Below are 20,839 nucleotides of genomic sequence, written 5' to 3' on the forward strand. Positions count from 1 at the left end.
GCGATCGGCCTGAACTAGCTCACCGATCAATCGGCGTAGGAGCGATCGAGAATACTGAGAATTTCAGGGCGCCCGCCGTCGGAGCGCTGCCACAACAAACGCCGTGCGCCCAGGCGCGACACGAACCGCCCCGTGGGGGTCGGCTGGGTGTTCTCGGGTCTGGCGAACGCGTCGCCCGAGAACAGACGGGTCAGCGCGCGCTTTTCGGGCGGCGGCAGGCGATCCACCTGCATCCGAGCCGACGATGCGACAGCGAACTTGTCGACGCTCATGGCCTTCACCCGGGAGCCGCAGGGGCCGAATCCGTCATCGGCCTGCGGACTACAGCATAGGATACGGCGGCAGATTCTTTAAGGGGCGCTGGACCGGAACGGATGAGGGGTGAACGGCCGGGGGGCCGTCCACCCCGCCGTTTCAGGTGATGTACTGGCCGCCGTTGATGGTGAGGGTCGAGCCGGTGACGAAGCCCGAATCCTCGGCCGCGAGGTACTCGACGGCGCGGGCGATCTCCTCGGCCTCGCCGAGGCGGCCGACGGGGATCGTGGAGATGATCTTGTTGCGGATGTCCTCCGGCACCGCCATCACCATCTCGGTGGCGACGTAGCCCGGCGCGATCACGTTGACGGTGATGCCCTTCGAAGCGCTCTCCTGGGCGAGCGCCTTGGCGAAGCCGATGACGCCGGCCTTGGCGGCCGAGTAGTTGGTCTGGCCGGCCTGGCCCTTCTGGCCGTTGATCGACGAGATCAGGATGATGCGGCCGAAGTTGCGCGAGCGCATGCCTTCGATCAGCGGGCGCGTGCAGGTGAACATCGAGTCGAGGTTGGTCTTGAGGACCGCCTGCCACTTCTCGAAGCTCATCTTGTGGAACGCGCCGTCGCGGGTGATGCCGGCGTTGTTCACCAGGATGTCGATGGGGCCGACCTCGGCCTCGATCTGCTTGATGCCGGCCTCGCAGGCGGCGTAGTCGCCGACGTCGAACTTGAAGACCGGGATGCCGGTCTCGGCCTTGAAGGCGTTGGCGGCCTCGTCGTTGCCGCCGTAATTGGCGGCGACCTTGTAGCCCTTGGCCTGGAGGCCCTTCGAGATGGCGGCGCCGATGCCGCGCGTTCCACCCGTGACGAGGGCGACGCGTTCCTGAGCCATGATTTCCTCCGATGTCGTTTTTTGGCAGGTTCGTGAGCGGGTCGTGCGCGGCTCTAGCTGGCGAGGCGGCCGTCGCGCGACCCATTTAAATTTGCGGCGGCGTCAAGATTTCCGTGACGCCGCCGCGGGATAGGCCGTCTCAGACGCGCTCGATGCACATGGCGACGCCCATGCCGCCGCCGATGCACAGGGTGGCGAGGCCCTTCTTGGCGTCGCGGCGCTTGAGCTCGTGCAGCAGGGTGACGAGGACGCGGGCACCGGAGGCGCCGATGGGGTGGCCGATGGCGATGGCGCCGCCGTTGACGTTCACCTTGGCCGTGTCCCAGCCCATGTCCTTGTTCACGGCGAGGGCCTGGGCGGCGAAGGCCTCGTTGGCCTCGATCAGGTCGAGGTCGGACGGCGTCCAGCCGGCCTTGTCCAGGGCTTTGCGCGAGGCCGGGATCGGGCCGGTTCCCATCACCTTCGGGTCGACGCCGGCCGTGGCCCAGGACACGATCCGGGCGAGGGGCGTGATGCCCCGACGCTCGGCTTCCGAGGCCGACATCAGCACGATGGCAGCGGCGCCGTCGTTGAGGCCCGACGCGTTGGCGGCCGTCACGGTGCCGTCCTTCGAGAAGGCGGGCTTCAGCTTGGCCATGGCCTCGACGGTGGCGCCGTCCCGGATGTACTCGTCGGTGTCGACGATGGTGTCGCCCTTGCGGCCCGGCACGGTGACGGGGCAGATCTCGTCCTTGAACCGGCCTTCCTTGCGGGCGGCCTCGGCCTTGTTCTGCGACTTCGTCGCGAAGGCGTCCTGCTCCTCGCGGGTGAGCTGGAAGGCCTGGGCCACGTTCTCGGCGGTGGTCCCCATGTGGTAGCCGTTGAAGGCGTCCCACAGGCCGTCCTTGATCATGGTGTCGACGAGCTTGACGTCGCCCATCTTCTGGCCGCCGCGCAGGTACTGGGCGTGGGGGCTGAGCGACATGGATTCCTGGCCGCCGGCCACGATCACGGTCGCGTCGCCGTTGGCGATCTGCTGCATGCCCAGCGCGACGGTGCGGAGCCCCGAGCCGCAGACCTGGTTGACGCCCCAGGCCGTGGCCTTCTCGGGGATGCCGGCCTTGATGGCGGCCTGACGGGCCGGGTTCTGGCCCGCACCCGCGGTGAGCACCTGGCCGAAGATCACCTCGTCCACGTCATCGGGGGAGACGCCGGCCCGCTCCAGGGCGGCCTTGATCGCCACGGCCCCGAGGTCGTGCGCGGGCACGGTGTTGAACACTCCGCCGAACGAGCCGACCGCCGTGCGCGCCGCGCCGACGATGACGATATCTTCTGCTGCCATGGTTATGGTCTCCTCATGCCGGCCGGCGCTGCGTTGTCGCTTTCGGGTGAGCGGGCGCGCCTTGTGCCGTAGCGTTCGGATGAAAGCCCACGACCCCGCGAAGTCAAGGCGCTTTGGCGAGGACGCGCGGACGCTGTCACGCCGAGTCCATGCCGGGTCCTCGGCCGAGTGCTTGACCGAGTCCTTGGCCGGGTCCTTGGCCGGGCCGACGCGGAGACCGGCACTATTCCGCGTGGACGGCGGCGAGATAGGTGTTTTCGTCGGCGGGCGAAGGCCTTAAGATGGGATCAGGCGGATCGGGAGCGTTCTCGGCTCCGAGCGTGTCGCCGACGATCGCGCGGCAGAGATCGAGCGACCTGCATGATCGCGTTGGGAGAGGCCCCCAGAAATGGCGGACAACGGTAAGTCCAACCACACCGTTATCAAGAAGTACGCCAACCGGCGCCTCTACCATACCGGCACCTCGACCTACGTCACCCTCGAGGATCTCGCGACGATGGTCCAGAACGGCGAGGACTTCCTCGTCTACGATGCGCGCTCGGGCGACGACATCACCCGCTCCGTGCTGACGCAGATCATCTTCGAGCAGGAGAACAAGGCCGGCGACGACAACCTGCTGCCGGTCGCCTTCCTGCGCCAGCTCATCCGCTTCTACGGCGACAGCATGCGCACCATGGTGCCGAGCTTCCTCGAATTCTCCATGGCCAATTTCGCCCGGGACCAGGACGGTCTTCGCGAAAAGATGACCCAGAGCTTCGCCCCCACCGTGTTCCAGAGCGCCATGGAAGAGCAGGTGCGGGCCAACATGAGCTTCTTCGGCGACGCCATGAAGATGTTCACCGCCTTCGGCACGGGCCCCCTCTCCGGCATGGGCTCGCACCCCTCGGCCGCGCCGCGCCCGGCGCAGGCCGCCGTGGCAGCGGCCCCCGCCGGCGCCGACCTCGACGATCTCAAGCGCCAGATGGCCGAGATGCAGTCGCGCCTCGAGGATCTGTCGAAGAAGTAGGCCCCGATCCGGGTCGGCCGGACCAAAGGTTGACGAACCGTTAACCTCGGCCCACCTCTTGCGCATCTCACCCCGGTTCACGCGGGAATGGATGCCATGGGGCGATTGGGAACAGACGGACGTCCGGAAACGGAACAGGTCCCGGCCTACGACCTCGTGGTGATTCCCGGGACGGGCGAAGCCTACGGCGCCCGCCGCCGCGCCGCCGCGCGTCCCGATGCGGGATTTCTCATCCAGCTCCTCGTCAGCGCCGATCCGGGCCTGCGGTCCGCGCGCCTGGAACGGACCCGGAATGCGGCGGCCACCTACGCCGAGGCGGCCCGGCGCAGCGCCTGACCCAGGCCCCGAACCGACGTCCCGAACCGACACCCCGACGCAAAAAACCGCGCCCGCTCTCGCAGGGCACGGCTCTCTTCGTGGTTCTAAAAGAGGCCGCCGGAGCGGCCGGCCTCGCCCGCGGGCGAAGCCCGCAGGCTCAGGCCTCGGCGGACTTGACCTTGAGGACCTGACGGCCCCGGTACATGCCGGTCTTCAGGTCGATGTGATGGGGACGGCGGAGCTCGCCCGAATCCTTGTCGGCGACGTAGGTCGGGGCCTTGAGGGCGTCGGCGGACCGGCGCATGCCGCGCCGCGAGGGGGAGGTCTTGCGCTTCGGAACGGCCATGGGATGATCCTGTCGATGGCAAAAACGGCGCCTCAGGCGGTCCCCCTCCGGGAGGACGCCTCGGCACCGTGTTCAAACGGAGATTCGAGGCCGGGCTTATAGCCGCGTGCGGCCGCCCTGGCTAGAGCACGCGTCCGAAAAGTGGAGTCCGCCCTTCGGCCGCCGCCGGGACCGCAGAGCCATGGCGCGCGTTCATGGCGCAAGTTCAGGACGCATGTTTCGGCGCGTTCGCCCCGGCTTCCGTGACGCGCGGGCGCCGACCGATCAAGACGTCGGATCGTCCCGTCGCCATCTCAGCCGAAATCCGCATCGATGTCGCACCGTTAAGCAGCGGTTCAACCGCGCCTTTCTAAGTCTTCGTTCGAGGGCGGGGCATCGCGACCGCGCCATCGACCCGGGAGTGTCCCATGTTGTCGTCACGTTTGCCGTCATCCCTCCTGCGCAGCCTGACCGTTCTGGCCTGCCTCGCCGCCGCCCCCGCCCTGGCACAGGCGCCGAGCCCCGCGGCCCCGACGACGAAGCCCGCCCCGGCGGTCCCGGTCCCGTCGAATCCGACGCCGCCGACCGTGACGCCGCCCAAGGCCCCGGAGGCGGCCAAACCGGCCGCCAAGCCGGAGACCAAGCCGGAGACCAAGGCCGACGCCAAATCCGAAAAGGCCGCGCTCATCGACCTCAACAGCGCCAGCCCCGCCGAGCTCGACGCCCTGCCGGGCATCGGCGCCGCCCGCGCGGCCGCCATCGTCAAGGGCCGGCCCTATCGCGGCAAGGACGAGCTCGTCTCCAAGAAGGTGATTCCGCAGGGCGTCTACGACGGCATCAAGGACAAGGTCATCGCCAAGCAGAAATAGGTTTCGCGTAGATCTCGTGTTCGGGCGGAGATCGTCTTCGGACAGGCGCGGCGGATCGACGATCCGCCGCGCTTGTCCGTGAGGGGGGCCGGGTGTTACGCGCGGGTTCGCGTCCCGCTCCCCCGAGAAGTGTTCCATGGCCCCCCAGCCCCTCGTGCGCGTCCATCGCGGCGACCTGCCCGCCGACTACGTCGCCGGCCCCGCCATCGCCATCGACACCGAGACCCTGGGGCTCAATCCGCACCGGGACCGGCTCTGCGTCGTGCAGGTCTCGCGCGGCGACGGCAGCGCCGACGTCGTCCAGATCATCCCCGGCGGGCCGGTGCCGGAGGTCCTGGCACGGGTCATGGGCGATCCGGAAACCCAAAAAATCTTCCATTTCGCCCGGTTCGACCTCGCCGTGCTGTTCAACGCCCTGGGGGTGATGCCGGCGCCGGTCTACTGCACCAAGGTCGCCTCCAAGCTCGCCCGGACCTACACCGACCGCCACGGCCTCAAGGACGTGGTCCGCGAGCTCGTCGGCGTCGATCTCTCGAAGCAGCAGCAATCCTCCGACTGGGGCGCCGATACCCTGAGCCAGGCGCAGGTCGACTACGCGGCCTCCGACGTCCTCTACCTCCACGCCGCCCGCGCCCGCCTCGACGCCATGCTCGCCCGCGAGGGCCGCACGGAGATGGCCCGGGCCTGCTTCGACTTCCTGCCGACCCGCGCCCGCCTCGACCTCGCCGGCTGGCCCGAGACCGACATCTTCGCCCATACCTGAAAGCCGTTCCTCGAAGGTTCGTGCGCCCCCGCACATGATCGCGGCGACGGGCGCCGCCGCCCTTGATGATTTGGCAACCGGGTGGTCATAACTTCGCCATGGCCCGCGCGCATCCGGCGGCATGTTTGGGACGATCATGCACGTGGGTGAGGCCATCCAGACCGAAGCACCGCGCGCCGATGCGCGCCGGACCCGTGCCCACGCGCGGGCGCGCAACCACAGCACCCGGGTGCGGACCCTGCGGCGGGTCATCCCCCTCGTCGCCGGCACGGCGGTGCTGGCGCTCGCCGCCGTGATGTTCAATCCCTTCGGCACCACCCTGCCGGGCGTCAGCATCGGCCCCGTGAGCCTGTCGGGCACCAAGGTGAAGATGGAGAGCCCGCGCCTGTCCGGCTTCCGCCAGGGCGAGCGCGGCTACGAGGTCACCGCCACCGCCGCCTTCCAGGACGTGCGCAAGCCGACCCTCATCGAGCTGCAGGCCATGAAGGGCCACCTCAACACCGACGACAAGGGCGGCATCGCCCATCTCGAGGCGGCCTCGGGCCTGTTCGACACGGCGCGGGAATCCCTGACCCTCGAACAGGACATCCGCATCTGGACCGACAAGGGCGAGGAGATCCGCCTGAAATCGGCCGCCGTCGATTTCAAGGCCGGCACCGTCAAGTCGAACGAGACCGTGGCGGTGGCGATCCCGAGCGGCACCGTGACGGCCGACACCCTCGACGTCACCGACAGCGGCCACGTCATCTCCTTCGTGGGCAACGTCCACACGGTGCTGCACGAGCTCGAGAAGCCGGACAAGCCGGCGAAGCCCGCCCGCGTCCTCACCTCCGCCGCGGAACCGCACGACGGCGAGGGCCGGCGGTGACGGCGGCGCGGTCCCTCGGCTGGGTGGTGCTCGTCGCCGGTCTGGCCCTGGCGGCGCCGGCCGGCGCGCAGACGGCCGCGCCGAAGAAGGAGAAGGCGACGAGCGGCCTCGGCAACCTCGGCGGCGGCGGCAAGGAGCCGATCAAGATCGACGCCGACCGCCTCGACGTGTTCGACCGCGAGAACAAGGCGGTGTTCGCCGGCAACGTCGTGGCCGTGCAGGGCGACAGCACCATCCGCTGCTCCAGCATGACCGTGCGGTACAAGCGGGCCAAAAAGGACGACAAGTCCAAGGACGACAAGAAGGGCGAAGCGGCGAAAGAGCCCGCCGCCGACACGGCCGACGCTTCGGAGAAGCCCGCCGGCGGGATGGGCGAGAACGGCATTCAGCGCGTCGAGTGCGCCGGCCCCGTCACCGTGGTGCAGAAGGACCAGGTCGCCACCGGCGACAGCGCCGTGTTCGATCAGGAGGCCAAGCGCATCGTGCTCACCGGCAACGTCGTCCTGAGCCAGTGCCAGAACGTGACGCGCGGCTCGCGCCTCGTCTACGACATGAACACCGGCCGGGCGAACATGGACCCCGTGGCCGGCGGCCGGGTCTCGGCCCTGTTCGTGCCGCAGAAGGAGGACGGCCCCAAGACCGGCAAGGGCTGCGCCCAGCCGCCCGCCGCCGCCAAGGCGGCTCCGAAGCCGGCAGAGAAGCCCGCCGAGGCGATCAAGCCCCGGGCGCAGGCCAATTGAGCGACGCGTCACCGGTGTCCGCCGCCCCGGTCCGGCCCTCCCTGTTCGGCCGCCTATTCGGTCGGGGCCGCCGCGACGCGGCCGCCGCGCGCGAGGCCGCGATCCTCGCCGAGGGCGGCGGTCCGGGCATTCTCCACGTGCGCGGCCTGCGCAAGAGCTACGGCGCCCGCACCGTCGTGCACGAGGCCGGCCTCACCGTGCGCAACGGCGAGGCCGTGGGGCTGCTCGGCCCCAACGGCGCCGGCAAGACCACGATCTTCTACATGATCACCGGCCTGGTCTCGGCCGATCGCGGCTCCATCAGCCTCGACGGCCTGCCGATCACCCACCTGCCCATGTACCAGCGCGCGAGGCTGGGCATCGGCTACCTGCCGCAGGAGGCCTCGATCTTTCGCGGCCTCACGGTGGAGGACAACATCCGCGCCGTGCTGGAGGTGGCCGAGCCCGACCGCAAGGAGCGCGCGAAAAAACTCGAATCCCTGCTGGAGGAGTTCGACATCGCGCGCCTGCGCAAATCCCCCTCCATCGCCCTGTCGGGCGGCGAGCGCCGCCGCTGCGAGATCGCCCGGGCGCTGGCCTCGTCCCCGAGCTTCATGCTGCTGGACGAGCCCTTCGCCGGCATCGACCCCATCGCCGTGGGCGACATCCAGGATCTGGTGAAGCACCTGAAGCAGCGCGGCATCGGCGTGCTCATCACCGACCACAACGTCCGCGAGACCCTCGGCCTCATCGACCGGGCCTACATCGCCCATTCGGGCCGCATCCTCACGGAGGGGACGCCCGCCGAGATCGTCGCCAACGCCGACGCGCGCCGGCTCTACCTCGGCGAGGATTTTCGGCTCTAGGATCCCGGCTCCCGGACGGATTTTCGCGGAGGCCGCGCGAACGCCCGCATCCGAACGCGATCCACCGATGCGCCGGGGTCCATCCCCGAATGCCCGGAAGGCTGCCGCCTGCGCATGGGCTTACGCGACCGTCCCCCTGTGATGCCGACACCACGCCGCCCCGGCGATCCATGAGCGTGGGCATTTTTTAGGCAGGGCCGGCCCAACACGCTTTGACGTCCGGGCGGGTTGGGTCTAAACCTTGGAACAGTAAAAAGAAGCAAGATTGATGCCGGTGTTCGGCCCGCGGTGACGCGCGCCGTCGGGCGGCGGTGCGACTCGGGATCGGGACCTTATCATGAGTCTGGTGCAACGGCTGGAAATGCGCCAGGGCCAGGCCCTGGTGATGACGCCTCAGCTCCTGCAGGCGATCAAGCTCCTTCAACTCTCGCATCTCGACCTCACCGCCTACGTTGACGCCGAACTCGAGCGCAATCCGCTCCTCGAACGCGCCGAGGGCGAGACCGGGGACGAGCGCCCGCCCGGCGAGACCCCATCCGAATCCTCCGTCGATCGCCCCGCCGACGGCGAGGCAAGCGATTTCGACGGGAGCGATTTCGACGGCGGCGACGAACCCTGGATCGCCACCACCCTGACGGCGAGCGGCGCCGACATGGAGAGCGCCCTCGACACCCGCCTCGACAACGTGTTCGCCGACGAGAACCCGACCCATGCCCGCGAGGCGGCGTCGGGCGACATGCTGTCCCTGACCCCGGCGCCCTACGGCAACACCGGCGGCTCCTTCGACGGCGACGCCCCGGATTTCGAGGCGACGCTCACCTCCGAGATGTCCCTGCGCGAGCATCTCGCAGCGCAGCTCGACCTCGCCACCCGCGATCCCGTCGACCGCCTCATCGGCGGCTTCCTCATCGATGCCGTCGACGACGCCGGCTACTTTCGCGAGTCCATCGACGAGGTCGCCGAGCGCCTGGGTACGCCCCTGGACACCGTCGCCCGCGTGCTGAAGCTGGTGCAGAGCTTCGAGCCGGCGGGCATCGCCGCCCGCGACCTCGCCGAATGCCTCGCCCTGCAGTTGCGCGACCGCGACCGGTTCGATCCGGCGATGCAGGCCCTGGTCTCGCGCCTCGACCTCGTGGCCAAGCGCGATTTCGCGTCCCTGCGCCGCCTCTGCGGCGTCGACGACGAGGACCTCGTCGACATGCTGGCCGAGCTGCGCCGCCTCGATCCGAAGCCCGGCCGCGCCTTCGGGGCGCGGGCCGTCGAGGTGCTGATCCCCGACGTGTTCGTGCGGGCCGCCCCCGACGGGTCGTGGCTGGTGGAGCTCAACGCCGAGGCCCTGCCGCGGGTGCTGGTGAACCAGAGCTACTACGCCCGGGTCTCGCGCGGGGCGCAGGCCGAGGGCGACAAGGCGTTCCTGTCCGAGTGCCTGCAGACGGCGAACTGGCTCACCCGCAGCCTGGAGCAGCGCGCCCGCACCATCCTCAAGGTCGCCTCCGAGATCGTGCGCCAGCAGGACGCGTTCTTCCTGCACGGGGTCGCGCACCTGCGCCCCCTCAACCTCAAGACCGTGGCCGAGGCCATCGGTATGCACGAATCCACCGTCTCGCGGGTGACCTCCAACAAGTCCATCGGCACCAGCCGGGGCACCCTGGAGATGAAGTACTTCTTCACCGCGGCGATTCCCGGTGCGGCCGGTACCGCCTCGCACTCGTCCGAGGCCGTGCGCCACCGCATCAAGCAGCTCGTCGACGGCGAGGCCCGCAGCGACGTGCTCTCCGACGACGCCCTGGTGCAGCGCCTGCGCGACGAGGGCATCGACATCGCCCGACGCACGGTGGCCAAGTACCGGGAATCCCTCCGGATTCCGTCCTCCATCGAGCGCCGCCGCGAGCATTTCGCCTACGCGCGCTGAACCGAGCCCCTGGCGACCCTTGAGCCTTTCCCAGACGCCCGGAGCGCAGCGGAGGGTGATCCGGGAGCCAGCACAAGGAGGGCCGCGTTAGCGGCTCGATCCGGACGGCGCTGGGTTTTTGACGCTTCGCGGCTTCCTCTGCTGGCCCCCGGATCGGGCTTCCGCTTCGCGGCCCCCGTCCGGGGAAGGTCCGGACGAAGACTCGCTCAATACCCCTCGGCCAGGGTCCCGCGCTGGCGGGGATCGGCCGCGCCGGCCACGAGCCCGTCGACGGCCATCACCGAATTGGCCGAGCCCGAGGCCGGGGCCACCACCACCCGGTGGCCGCGCGCCCGCAGGATGGCGAGGGTGTCGGGCGAGACGCCTTCCTCGACGGTGAGCACGTCCGGGCGCCACTGGTGGTGGATGCGCGGGGCCGCCACCGCCTGCAGCAGGGTCATGCGGAAATCGACGACGTTGACGATGGTCTGCAGCACCGTCGAGATGATGCGGCTGCCGCCCGGACTCCCCGTCACCAGCAACAGCTTGTCCCCGCGAAACACGAAGGCCGGCGTCATCGAGGACAGGGGCCGGGCGCCGGGCGCCACGGCGTTGGCCTTGCCGCCGACGAGGCCGTAGGCGTTCAGCGCCCCGGTCTTGGCGGAGAAGTCGTCCATCTCGTTGTTGAGCAGCACCCCGGTGCCGGGCGCGACGAGGCCCATCCCGTAGGAGAAGTTCAGGGTGGTGGTGTTGGAGACGGCGTTGCCCTCGGCATCGATCACCGAGAAATGCGTGGTCTGGTCGGATTCGTGGGGGAGGGGATCGCCGGCCCTAACCTCCGCCGCCGGGCGGGCGCGGGCGGGGTCGATGGCCGCGCGCAACCCCGCGGCGTAGGATTTCGCCGTCAGCCCCTCGACGGGAATCTGCGAGCGGGTCGGGTCGCCGAGCCAGGTGGCACGGTCGGCATAGGCCGGCTTCATGGCCTCGGCGAGGGTGTGGATGGCGTCGGCGCTGCCGGCCCCCATCTTCGCCAGATCGAAGCCCTCCAGCACGTTGAGGATCTCGACGAGGTGGATGCCGCCCGAACTCGGCGGCGGCATCGACGCGATCGACAGGCCGCGATAGGTGCCGCGCACGGGTTGGCGGATCACCGGTCGGTAGGCGGCTAAGTCGTCCGCCGTCATGACCCCGCCGGCGTCGCGCACCGCTTGCGCGATGCCCTGCGCGATGGGTCCGGTGTGGAACGCGTCCGGCCCGCCTTCCGCGATGGATCGCAGGGTCTCGGCGAGGTCGGTCTGGACGAGGCGCTCGCCGCGTCCCAGCGGTCTGTCGCCGGCAAAAAAGATCGCCCGACTCGACGGCCAAACTCCCAAAAGATCGGCGGCGCGGGGCAGGGAATCGGCGAGGCCGGCTTCGACGTCGATGCCGTCGCGCGCCAGGCGCTCGGCCGGCGCGATGAGGTCGGCGAGGGTGAAGCGGCCCGAGCCGTAGCGCCGGTGCGCCTCGGCCAGCCCCCGCACGGTGCCGGGCACGCCCACCGCCTTGCCCGTGCGGGTGGAGGCGGCGTGGTCGGGCTCGCCCCGCGTGTCGAGGAACATGTCGGCGCTGGCGGCGGCCGGGGCGGTCTCGCGGTAATCGATGGCCACGGTCTCGGCCGTTCGCGCCAGATGCACCATCATGAAGCCGCCGCCGCCGAGGTTGCCCGCCCTCGGCAGGGTGACGGCGAGGGCGAAGCCCACGGCCACGGCCGCATCGACGGCGTTGCCGCCGGCCTTCAGGATCGCGACGCCGACCCGCGTCGCCTGGGCGTCCTGGGACGAGACCATGCCGTGGGCCGCCAGCACCGGCAGCATCCGGGCGGTGTCCGCCTGGATCGGCGAGGAATCCGCCTGGGCCCACGCCGCGTGTGGGAGGCCGAGCAGGAGGCAGAGGGCGAGCCAAGGAGCGGAGGGGCGGCGCATTCACACGGCTCCGTCGCGCGGGCCGAAGCGACCCGCCACCAGCCAGTAGACGAGGCCCGAGGCCGCGCCCGTGAGGAACAGGATGGCGGTGATGCGGCCCTCCTGGGCGAAGGCCTGTGGGTCGCCGCCACGGGCCGTAGTCCGGGCGAGCCACGGCACGAGGGCCGTGAGGAGGCCGGTGCCAGCGCCGTACCACGCGGGGCTCCGCCAGTTCAGGGTCTCGCCGATGACCGCCATGGCGACGGGCGGCGCCACGAGGAGGAGAAACAGGGCGCGGGCGAAGGCCGCGAGGGCGAACAGGATGGTTTCGGGGCCGATGCCGGAGGCGAGATCGTTCAGCCCCTCGAACAGGCCGACCAATCCGAGGCTCCCGAGGACGTCCCGCGAGACCGGATCGAGCATGGCGCCGAGGCCGAGCACGAACGCGCCGCAGGGGATCGCCAGGACCAGGGCGAGGCACCCGACGAAGACGCGGCCGAGGAACCGCATGGCTTAAGGCCGCCGTAGGGGAATCAATCGTCGTCGCCGTCGTCGGCGCCCGCGTAGACGCCCTCGGCGCCGATGCCGTCCTCCAGCATCATCCGGGCGCGGGCGCGCAGCTTCTCGGTCTCGCTCTTGAGCTGGCCGCAGGCGGCGAGGATGTCGCGGCCGCGCGGGGTGCGCACGGGGGAGGCGTAGCCGGCCTCGTAGACGATCTCGGAGAAGCGCTCGATGCGCTCCCAGTCCGAGCACTCGTAGACGCTGCCGGGCCAGGGGTTGAACGGGATCAGGTTGATCTTGGCCGGAATGCCCTGGAGCAGGCGCACGAGCTCGCGGGCATCGGCGTCGGTGTCGTTGATGCCTTTGAGCATCACGTACTCGAAGGTGATGCGCCGGGCGTTGTTGAGGCCGGGATAGTTGCGGCAGGCGGCGATGAGTTCGGCGAGCGGATACTTGCGGTTCAGCGGCACCAGGGTATCGCGCAGGTCGTCGCGCACGGCGTGGAGCGAGATCGCCAGCATGGCGTGGGCGTCGGTGCCGAGGCGCTGCATCTGCGGCACGACGCCGGAGGTGGAGACGGTGATGCGCCGGCGCGACAGGCCCAGCCCCTCCTGGTCGGCCATGACGCCGACGGAATCGATGACGTTGTCGATGTTGTAGAGGGGCTCGCCCATGCCCATGAACACGATGTTGGTGACCGCGCGGCGGACCTCGTCGGCCCCGGCCGGCGTCGGGTTCTGGCCGGCCCAGTCGTTGAGGTGATCGCGGGCCACCACCACCTGCGCGACGATCTCGGCCGCCGTCAGGTTGCGCACGAGGCGCTGGGTGCCCGTGTGGCAGAACGAGCAGGTGAGGGTGCAGCCGACCTGGCTCGAGACACAGAGGGTGCCCCGTCCCCGGCCGGGAATGTAGACGCACTCGATCTCGGCGCCGCGGTTGTGGTCGTGCTTGCCCGTGGGCGCCATGCGCATGAGCCACTTGCGGGTGCCGTCCCGCGAGACCTGCTCGGTGATCACCTCCGGGCGGTCGAGGGTGTAGGCGCTGGCGAGGTCCGCCTTCAGGCCCTTGCCGACATTGGTCATGTCGTCGAAGTGCTTGGCGCCGCGCACGTTGACCCAGTGCCAGATCTGGCCCGAACGCATGCGCTGCTCGCGCTCGGACACGCCGATGGCCGACAGCCGCGCCTTGAGGTCGTCCCGGGTCAGGCCGACGAGGGACGTGCGTCCGAGGGGGCCTCCCAGGGGGCCTCCAAGCGGCGCGGAGGCCGGCTCGAACTCGGGCAGCTTCTCGATTGCGGGGGCGGCGCTCGCGTCGCCCCGGGCGGTGTCGAACGACGCCGTCGCCATGGTCTTGGAACCTTCGATCTGGAATCGGTCCGATATAGGCGATCGGCGCGTCAAACGCGAATACGGGGGCGCATGGGCGGGGTGCGCCGGGTGTGATACCGGGTCCACGCCTGTTTGCCCGCGAGGTTCGCCGTGATTCCCTGGGTCGCCCTCGACACCGCCCCGATCCCGGGCACGACCGACGAGCTGCGCCTGCTCCAGCGCGGCCACGAATTCCTCATCCGGATCGGCCGGGACGACCTGATGAACAGCCGCCTCAGCGGTTCGGAGGAGGCCCTGGCGACCCTGACGGCGGCGCGGATCGGCGGACGGGCCGGGGCAAAGATCCTCATCGGCGGCTTCGGCATGGGCTTCACCCTGCGGGCGGCGCTGGACGCCCTGGGGCCGGATGCCCGCCTCGTGGTGGCCGAACTGGTGCCGGCGGTGCTCGCCTGGGGGCGCGGCCCCCTCGCCCACATCTCCGCCGATTCCCTGTCCGACCCCCGGGTCGAGGCGCGCGAGGCCGACGTCGCCGGCCTGATCCGGTCCTCGGCGCTCGCCTGGGACGCGATCCTCCTCGACGTCGACAACGGCCCCGAGGGGCTGACCCGGGCGGAGAACGACCGGCTCTACGATGCCGGCGGGCTGGCGGCGGCGCGGAATGCCCTGCGCCCCGGCGGCGTGCTCGCCGTGTGGTCGGCCCATCCCGATCCGGCCTTCACCCAGCGCCTCGTCCGCGCCGGCTTCGCCGTGGAGGCGGTGCCCGTGCGGGCCGGGCGCGGGCGCGGCGCCCGCCACACGGTCTGGCTCGCCGTGCGGCCGGAGCGGGGACGGTGAGTCGAAATCAGCCGGCGGCGCGCAACCGGTCGCGCCGGCGACTCAGGCGGGTGGCGCCGTAGACGGCCGCGAGTTCGCGCCGGGCTGCCTTGACCAGCGGGGCGTCGCGCTCGGCGCAGGCCGCCGCGATGGTCCGCAGGGTGTCGGCGACGGAACGCTGCAGGCGCAGATCGCCGGGTTGCCGCGCGACGGGTTCGATGGTGTTCATGACGGTGGCCCCTCGGTGCCGGCCCTCTCACGGGGCGTCGGGGCCAGCATCGGCACGGGGCTTGGCCGCAACAAGGCAGCTTGGCCGTGGGGGCCTCGACGCGTCCTCCCTCTATTCCCGGCCGGCGCCCTCGGTGAACCGGTCGTGGCAGGTGTATCCGACAAAGCAGCGCGCCGCGTCGCGGGTCGCCTCGAAGGCGGGCTTGGGCACCTCCGGCAGGGGGCAGAAGCCGCCGTCGCGGACGAGGCGGGCATAGGTGAACGGCCCCGTCGTCAGCACGATGGCGCCGGTCCGGGTCACGAGGCCGGCCGCCTCGGCACAGGTCATGTCCGGCGTGGCCGGGCGCGCCTGGGCCACGGCCGCGCCCGCGGGGACGAGCAGGAGGACGCCGGTGAACAGGGTCCGTCGCATGGCGGTCACCTCGCGGGCGCGTCGCGCGCCGGGCCCCACACTGGCCTCACGCGGCGGCCAGCGCCAGGGTGAAGTCGAACGCCTCGGTCACCCCTTCCTGCCACAGGGAGACCGGCGTCGGGTGGGCGAGGTGGAGGGCGCCTTCGGATTCGCCGCCCGCCATCCGCAGGTCGACGCCGGCCCGGGCCGCGAGGCCGAGCATCGGCCGGTTGCGGGCGAGGCAGCGCACGCGCAGATCCCGCACGCCGCGGTTGCGCGCCGCCCCGGCGATGCGGTGAAACAGCGCTTGGCCGAGGCCGTTGCGCCGGTAGTCGCGCTCCACCGCGAAGGCGGCTTCCGCGTCGGGGCCGAGGGAGAAGCCCGGCGGCGGGGCGCGGGTCGGGCGCAGTTCGCCGAGGGCCCGCAGGGTGCCGTCGACGAAGGCGCCGAAGACGACGCCGTCGACCTTCAGGGCCCGGCGGGCATAGGCGAGGGCCGCCGCGTCGCTCAGGGTGCCCATGAAGCGGCTGGCGCGGGTCTCGGGATCGAGGCGCAGGAAATAGGCCTCCACGGCGGCGGCGTCGCTCGGCCACAGGCGGCGGATGAGGGGGTGCAAGGAGCTGGATTCGGCGCGGGGCTCGGGTCGGGGTTCTGGCATGGTGATGCCTTTCCGGTGCTGGGGCGCGCTCGTCGCGCCGGGGTCCGGACGTCACCTCCCTCAAGGTCAGGCAGATGTGGCACCGCTGCCAGTTTTGTGCAATGCAACAAAACGTCCTGCCGCCGGTGTTTCTGGCATACCAACCATTCGGCTTGATCGGGCCTCGGGCCCGCGGCAGACCCGGAGCGGGCCGCCCGTTCCGGTCCGGCCCACGCGTCGAGGCTTTGTCCGTCGTGAGTTCATCAGCCCCTCCGGCCCCCTCCGATCACGCCCGCTCCGGCGCGATCCCCCACGGTCCGGTCCTGGAGCGCTACGAGGCCCTGGTGGGTTCCGGCGCCATCGAGCGCGACCCGGCGCAGGTCCACCTCGTGCGGGCGCTGGACGGCCTGGCGCAGGAACTCGGCCGGCGCCGGCGCGCCCGCAAGGGCAGCGCGCTGGGCTGGCTGTTTTCCCGCAAGGACGACCCGGCCGCCGTGCCGAAGGGCCTCTACATCTGGGGCTCCGTCGGGCGCGGCAAGACCATGCTCATGGACCTGTTCCACGAGGCGGCGCCCGGCCCGAAGCGCCGGGTGCATTTTCACGGCTTCCTCGCCGACGCGCACGAGCGCATCCACGCCCACCGCCAGGCCCTCAAGGCCGGCACGGCCAAGGGCGACGACCCGATCCCCGTGGTCGCCGATGCCCTCGCCGACGAGGCCACCCTGCTGTGCTTCGACGAGTTCACCGTCACCGACATCGCCGACGCGATGATCCTCGGCCGCCTGTTCGACGCCCTGTTCCGCCGCGGCGTCACCGTGGTGGCGACCTCCAACGTCGAGCCCGACCGGCTCTACGAGGGCGGCCTCAACCGGGCCCTGTTCCTGCCGTTCGTCGCCGAACTGACGGCACGCGTCGCAGTCCTGCGCCTCGATTCGCGCACGGATTTCCGCCTGGAGAAGCTCGGCGGCGCCGCGGTCTACCACGTGCCCGCCGACGCCGAGGCCGAGGCGGCCCTGGCCCGCGCCTTCAAGGGCCTCACCGGCAAGGCCCGGGGCAGGCCCGCCACGGTGCGGGTGAAGGGCCGCGACGTCTCCGTGCCGGAGGAGGCGGCCGGGGTCGCGCGCTTCACCTTCGCCGATCTCTGCGCCCAGCCCCTCGGGGCCTCCGACTACATGGCCGTGGCCCGGGCCTTCCACACGGTGATCCTCGCCGACATCCCGGTGATGAGCGCGGAGACCCGCAACGAGGCCAAGCGCTTCATCACCCTGGTCGACACCCTCTACGACGCCCACGTGAAGCTCGTGGCCTCGGCGGCGGCCGAGCCGCAGGGGCTCTACACGGCCACCGATGGCCGGGAGGCCTTCGAGTTCGACCGGACCGTGTCGCGCCTCATGGAGATGCGCTCGTCGGACTACCTCGCCCTGCCGCACGGCGCCGGGGATTCGGAGGCGTCGGGGTCGAGCGCGGGCCTGGTCGAGACCTGACCCGGCCACGGGCCTCGGCCTGAACACGACCGCCGGCCGCCCTTTGTCTGACAACGGCCACCGGCCGTCCCTGCCGTCAGCGGCGGGCGGTCGCACCGCTGGCCGTACCCCTGGTGCGCCATCGCACATACGCCATGCCGAAACGTCCCGGGCACGGAGCCTGATCGAACCGACGGCGTTGCACTGCAGCACGCGCTGCATTTAATTGGTCTCATTCCGAAGAACGGCGACGCGCCCGCCGCGCCGCGTCCGCTGCCGCATCCCGGCGGCAGCCGTTCCTGCAGGAAGCCGGGGCTCTCCGCGCGAGCGATCGATGCGGGACCGCGACACGGATCGCGTGCCCGGACGCCGACGATGTGGCTCATGAGTGGCGACCCAGACGGGCAACCGGCGGATCACGACCGCCGGCCTCGCCCGATTCAGGACAGGATAGACCGATGATCAAACTCACCGTGAACGGGGCTGAACGCAGCTTCGACGGCGATCCCGACATGCCGCTGCTGTGGTACCTGCGCGACGAGGTCGGGCTGACCGGAACCAAGTTCGGCTGCGGCCAGGCGCTCTGCGGCGCCTGTACCATCCATGTCGGCGGCACCGCCGTGCGCGGCTGCGTGACGCCGGTCTCGGCCGCCGAGGGCCAGGCCGTGGTCACCATCGAGGGCCTGTCCCCCGACGGCAACCACCCGGTCCAGGCCGCGTGGCGCGACCTCAACGTCGCCCAGTGCGGCTACTGCCAGTGCGGGCAGATGATGCAGGCCGCTTCCCTGCTGACCGACACCCCGAAGCCCACGGACGCGCAGATCGACGAGGCCATGAGCGGGAACCTGTGCCGCTGCGGCACCTACCCGCGCATCCGCGCCGCCATCCATCAGGCCGCCGGTCAGGCTGCCCCCGCCGCCAAGGGAGAGCGCCTGTGATCCACGATTCCCAGATGATGTCCGACATGCTCGTCTCCGAGCCGACCACGACCGCCCCGACCGCCCTCGCCAATGTCAGCCGCCGCGCCATGCTCGGCGGCATGGGCGCCCTGGTGCTCGCCCTGTCGTGGCGTGATTCGGCGAAAGCCGAGGACAAGACGAACGAGCCGAAAAAGTTCGGTGCCGATGCCATGCCGCATGGCTGGCAGGACGACCCGAAGGTGTTCGTCGCCATTGCGCCGGACGGCACCGTGACGGTGACCTGCCACCGGGCCGAGATGGGCCAGGGGGTTCGCACCTCCATCGCCTTCGTGGTTGCCGACGAACTCGAAGCCACCTGGGACAAGGTGAAGGTCACGCAGGCCTGGGGCGACGAGACCCGCTTCGGCAACCAGGATACGGACGGCTCGCGCTCGCTCCGCCACTTCTTCCAGCACCTGCGCCACGCCGGTGCGGCCGCCCGCCTGATGCTGGTCCAGGCCGCCGCCAAGCAGTGGAACGTGCCGGTCTCGGAGGTGAGGGCCGAGAACCACGTCGTCACCCACGCCAAGTCCAAGCGCACGCTGGGTTACGGCGAGATCGCGGCGGCGGCGGCCGAACTGCCGGTGCCCGCCCGCGAATCCGTGACCCTGAAGGAGTCGAAGGACTTCAAGTACATCGGCAAGGGCAAGATCGGCCTCGTCGACAACCGCGACATCACCACGGGCAAGGCGGTGTACGGCCTCGACACCAAGATCGACGGGATGCTCTACGCCCTCGTCGCCCGCCCGCCGGTCTTCGGCGGCAAGGTCGCGAGCTACGACGACACCGAGGCGAAGAAGGTCGCCGGGGTGGTCAAGATCTTCAAGATCGACGCTCCCGAAGCCCCGGTGGAGTTCCAGCCGCTGGGCGGCGTCGCGGTCATTGCGAAAAACACCTGGGCGGCGATGAAGGCCCGCGAGGCCCTCAAGATCACCTGGGACGACGGCCCCAACGCCACCTACGATTCCGTCGCCTTCCGGGGCGAGCTGGAGAAGGCGGCGCGGGCGCCCGGCAAGGTCGTGCGCAACCAGGGCGACGTCGACGGCGCCATGGCGAAGGCCAAGAAGCGGGTCGAGGCCGAATACTTCGTGCCCCACCTCGTCCAGGCCCCGATGGAGCCCCCGGCCGCCGTGGTGCGGATCAGGGACGGGTTCTGCGAGGCCTGGGCCTGCACCCAGGCGCCGCAGGCGACCCATGATCGGCTGGCGAAGAAGCTGAACCTCGCAGCCGACAAGGTGCGGGTCAACCAGACCCTGCTCGGCGGCGGCTTCGGCCGCAAGTCGAAGCCCGACTACGTCCTGGAGGCGGCCCTGTGCTCTCAGGCCGTGGACGGCGCCCCGGTGAAGCTCACCTGGACCCGCGAGGACGACCTGCACCACGGCTACTACCACACCATCTCGGTGGAGCGCCTGGAAGCCGGCCTCGACGACAAGGGCATGCCGGTGGCCTGGCTCCACCGTTCGGCCGCCCCCACCATCGGCTCGATCTTCGCGGCGGGCGCCAAGAACGAACTCCCGTTCGAGCTCGGCATGGGGCTCACCAACACGCCGTTCGACGTGCCCAACATCCGCCTGGAGAACCCGGCCGCCGACGCGCACGTGCGCATCGGCTGGTTCCGCTCGGTCTCGAACATCCCGCACGCCTTCGCGATCCAGTCCTTCGTGTCGGAACTCGCGCATGAAGCCGGTCGGGACCCGAAGGAGTACCTGCTCGCCCTCATCGGTCCCGATCGCAAGATCGATCCGACCACCCTCGGCGACGTCTGGAACTACGGCGAGGACCCGGCCCGCTATCCCATCGACACCGGGCGCCTGCGCGGGGTCATCGAGGCGGCGGCCAAGGGCATCGGCTGGGGCCGCAAGATGGCGAAGAACACGGGTCTCGGCATCGCCGGGCACTACAGCTTCGTCACCCACACGGCGGTCGCCGCCGAGGTGGAGGTCGGGGCCAAGGGCGAAGTCGTGGTCAAGCGCGTCGACATCGCCGTCGATTGCGGGCCGCAGGTGAACCCGGAGCGCATCCGCTCGCAGATGGAGGGTGCCGTGGTCATGGGCATGGGCCTCGCCCTCTCGGCCGAGATCACGTTCAAGGACGGGCGTGCCCAGCAGAACAACTTCGACGGCTACGAGATCACCCGCATCGACGCGGCGCCGAAGGAGATCCACGTCCACCTGCTGCCGAACCCGAATTTTTCGGGGCCGCTGGGCGGCGTCGGCGAGCCGGGGGTTCCCCCGGTGGCCCCGGCCATCGCCAACGCGATCTTCGCCGCCACCGGCCGGCGCATCCGGCAGCTGCCGATCCGCGACCAGCTGAGCGCCTGACCCGGCGCCCCTTCGGGGGTCCATCACGACCGGGGGGTGTCGCGTCGCGCGGCACCCCTTTTTCGTGGCGTTCGTCAGGAAAAGCGCCGGTTCCGTCCCCCGGCCCGGAGCCCTCGGGCGTCCTGGCGGGTTGACGGAGGGACGCAGCCTTCCGCCCATTCTTTCAGGA

Annotated in this window: 22 protein-coding genes; 12 read left to right on the forward strand and 10 right to left on the reverse strand. The window is 70.7% G+C overall.

The features are described 5' to 3' along the window. Positions 1 to 26: 26 nt before the first annotated feature. The 3 genes from ASF28_RS07845 to ASF28_RS07855 form a co-directional block, all read right to left on the reverse strand. Positions 27 to 272, reverse strand: coding sequence for a hypothetical protein (locus tag ASF28_RS07845; RefSeq protein ID WP_157085402.1), 246 nt, complete (start codon positions 270 to 272; stop codon positions 27 to 29). A gap of 142 nt (positions 273 to 414) precedes the next feature. Beyond that, positions 415 to 1,143, reverse strand: coding sequence for an acetoacetyl-CoA reductase (phbB, locus tag ASF28_RS07850; RefSeq protein WP_056089836.1), 729 nt, complete (start codon positions 1,141 to 1,143; stop codon positions 415 to 417). Between the two features lie 139 nt (positions 1,144 to 1,282). Continuing rightward, positions 1,283 to 2,464, reverse strand: coding sequence for an acetyl-CoA C-acetyltransferase (locus ASF28_RS07855; protein ID WP_056089841.1), 1,182 nt, complete (start codon positions 2,462 to 2,464; stop codon positions 1,283 to 1,285). Between the two features lie 388 nt (positions 2,465 to 2,852). On the opposite strand from ASF28_RS07855, the gene phaR reads away from it, so the two are divergent. After that, positions 2,853 to 3,470, forward strand: coding sequence for a polyhydroxyalkanoate synthesis repressor PhaR (gene phaR, locus ASF28_RS07860; RefSeq protein ID WP_056089843.1), 618 nt, complete (start codon positions 2,853 to 2,855; stop codon positions 3,468 to 3,470). 96 nt (positions 3,471 to 3,566) lie between these two features. Next, on the forward strand, positions 3,567 to 3,806 hold the full coding sequence (locus ASF28_RS07865) for a hypothetical protein (RefSeq protein WP_147709681.1): 240 nt from the start codon (positions 3,567 to 3,569) through the stop codon (positions 3,804 to 3,806). 139 nt (positions 3,807 to 3,945) lie between these two features. Here the strand turns inward: ASF28_RS07865 and rpmF are convergent, their stop codons facing one another. Beyond that, complete coding sequence (rpmF, locus tag ASF28_RS07870) at positions 3,946 to 4,134, reverse strand: 50S ribosomal protein L32 (RefSeq protein WP_018046018.1); 189 nt, start codon at positions 4,132 to 4,134, stop codon at positions 3,946 to 3,948. A 407-nt stretch (positions 4,135 to 4,541) separates the two neighbouring features. Between rpmF and ASF28_RS07875 the strand changes: the two genes are divergently transcribed. The 6 genes from ASF28_RS07875 to rpoN all read left to right on the forward strand — a co-directional run bounded on the left by ASF28_RS07875 (position 4,542) and on the right by rpoN (position 10,110). Beyond that, positions 4,542 to 4,982 (forward strand): ComEA family DNA-binding protein, encoded by a 441-nt coding sequence (locus ASF28_RS07875; RefSeq protein ID WP_200912651.1) that lies wholly within the window; start codon positions 4,542 to 4,544, stop codon positions 4,980 to 4,982. A 136-nt stretch (positions 4,983 to 5,118) separates the two neighbouring features. Beyond that, complete coding sequence (locus ASF28_RS07880) at positions 5,119 to 5,745, forward strand: ribonuclease D (RefSeq protein WP_056089850.1); 627 nt, start codon at positions 5,119 to 5,121, stop codon at positions 5,743 to 5,745. A 136-nt stretch (positions 5,746 to 5,881) separates the two neighbouring features. Beyond that, positions 5,882 to 6,613, forward strand: coding sequence for an LPS export ABC transporter periplasmic protein LptC (lptC, locus tag ASF28_RS07885; RefSeq protein WP_056089853.1), 732 nt, complete (start codon positions 5,882 to 5,884; stop codon positions 6,611 to 6,613). Further along, positions 6,610 to 7,353 (forward strand): LptA/OstA family protein, encoded by a 744-nt coding sequence (locus ASF28_RS07890; protein WP_056089856.1) that lies wholly within the window; start codon positions 6,610 to 6,612, stop codon positions 7,351 to 7,353. Before lptC ends, ASF28_RS07890 begins: the two co-directional genes overlap by 4 nt. Before the next feature lie 14 nt (positions 7,354 to 7,367). Then, entirely contained in the window at positions 7,368 to 8,198 is an 831-nt protein-coding gene (gene lptB / locus ASF28_RS07895; protein WP_443189714.1) for an LPS export ABC transporter ATP-binding protein, read from the forward strand. A 337-nt stretch (positions 8,199 to 8,535) separates the two neighbouring features. Then, complete coding sequence (gene rpoN, locus ASF28_RS07900) at positions 8,536 to 10,110, forward strand: RNA polymerase factor sigma-54 (RefSeq protein WP_082476051.1); 1,575 nt, start codon at positions 8,536 to 8,538, stop codon at positions 10,108 to 10,110. 206 nt (positions 10,111 to 10,316) lie between these two features. On the opposite strand, the gene ggt is transcribed toward rpoN, so the two are convergent. The 3 genes from ggt to rlmN are packed head-to-tail and all read right to left on the reverse strand — an operon-like array spanning position 10,317 to position 13,876. After that, positions 10,317 to 12,050: a gamma-glutamyltransferase gene (gene ggt, locus ASF28_RS07905; protein ID WP_056089866.1), complete on the reverse strand. Its 1,734-nt coding sequence runs from the start codon at positions 12,048 to 12,050 to the stop codon at positions 10,317 to 10,319. Beyond that, positions 12,051 to 12,539, reverse strand: coding sequence for a hypothetical protein (locus tag ASF28_RS07910; RefSeq protein ID WP_056089867.1), 489 nt, complete (start codon positions 12,537 to 12,539; stop codon positions 12,051 to 12,053). A 23-nt stretch (positions 12,540 to 12,562) separates the two neighbouring features. Further along, positions 12,563 to 13,876, reverse strand: a complete 1,314-nt coding sequence (gene rlmN, locus ASF28_RS07915; RefSeq protein WP_056089870.1) for a 23S rRNA (adenine(2503)-C(2))-methyltransferase RlmN — start codon at positions 13,874 to 13,876, stop codon at positions 12,563 to 12,565. 132 nt (positions 13,877 to 14,008) lie between these two features. Here rlmN and ASF28_RS07920 point away from each other — a divergent pair, with 132 nt between their 5' ends. Next, entirely contained in the window at positions 14,009 to 14,692 is a 684-nt protein-coding gene (locus tag ASF28_RS07920; RefSeq protein ID WP_056089873.1) for a spermidine synthase, read from the forward strand. Positions 14,693 to 14,699: 7 nt separating this feature from the next. Here ASF28_RS07920 and ASF28_RS07925 read toward each other — a convergent pair whose 3' ends face one another. From ASF28_RS07925 to ASF28_RS07935, 3 genes are all read right to left on the reverse strand, one after another. Beyond that, positions 14,700 to 14,900: a hypothetical protein gene (locus ASF28_RS07925; protein WP_056089876.1), complete on the reverse strand. Its 201-nt coding sequence runs from the start codon at positions 14,898 to 14,900 to the stop codon at positions 14,700 to 14,702. A gap of 111 nt (positions 14,901 to 15,011) precedes the next feature. Then, the gene (locus ASF28_RS07930; RefSeq protein ID WP_056089880.1) at positions 15,012 to 15,311 is read right to left on the reverse strand and encodes a hypothetical protein; all 300 of its coding nucleotides are present in this window, start codon (positions 15,309 to 15,311) and stop codon (positions 15,012 to 15,014) included. A gap of 46 nt (positions 15,312 to 15,357) precedes the next feature. Beyond that, positions 15,358 to 15,948 carry a GNAT family N-acetyltransferase gene (locus ASF28_RS07935; protein ID WP_056089883.1) on the reverse strand — a complete coding sequence of 197 codons (591 nt, stop codon included), beginning with the start codon at positions 15,946 to 15,948 and terminating at the stop codon, positions 15,358 to 15,360. A 284-nt stretch (positions 15,949 to 16,232) separates the two neighbouring features. Here ASF28_RS07935 and zapE point away from each other — a divergent pair, with 284 nt between their 5' ends. From zapE to ASF28_RS07950, 3 genes are all read left to right on the forward strand, one after another. Continuing rightward, positions 16,233 to 17,411, forward strand: a complete 1,179-nt coding sequence (zapE, locus tag ASF28_RS07940; protein WP_056091437.1) for a cell division protein ZapE — start codon at positions 16,233 to 16,235, stop codon at positions 17,409 to 17,411. A 437-nt stretch (positions 17,412 to 17,848) separates the two neighbouring features. Continuing rightward, positions 17,849 to 18,328 (forward strand): (2Fe-2S)-binding protein, encoded by a 480-nt coding sequence (locus tag ASF28_RS07945; RefSeq protein ID WP_056089887.1) that lies wholly within the window; start codon positions 17,849 to 17,851, stop codon positions 18,326 to 18,328. Positions 18,329 to 18,342: 14 nt separating this feature from the next. Beyond that, on the forward strand, positions 18,343 to 20,670 hold the full coding sequence (locus tag ASF28_RS07950; RefSeq protein ID WP_443189727.1) for a molybdopterin cofactor-binding domain-containing protein: 2,328 nt from the start codon (positions 18,343 to 18,345) through the stop codon (positions 20,668 to 20,670). The last annotated feature ends 169 nt before the right edge of the window (positions 20,671 to 20,839 follow it).

The organism is Methylobacterium sp. Leaf99 (genome assembly GCF_001422375.1).
Lineage (GTDB): Bacteria > Pseudomonadota > Alphaproteobacteria > Rhizobiales > Beijerinckiaceae > Methylobacterium.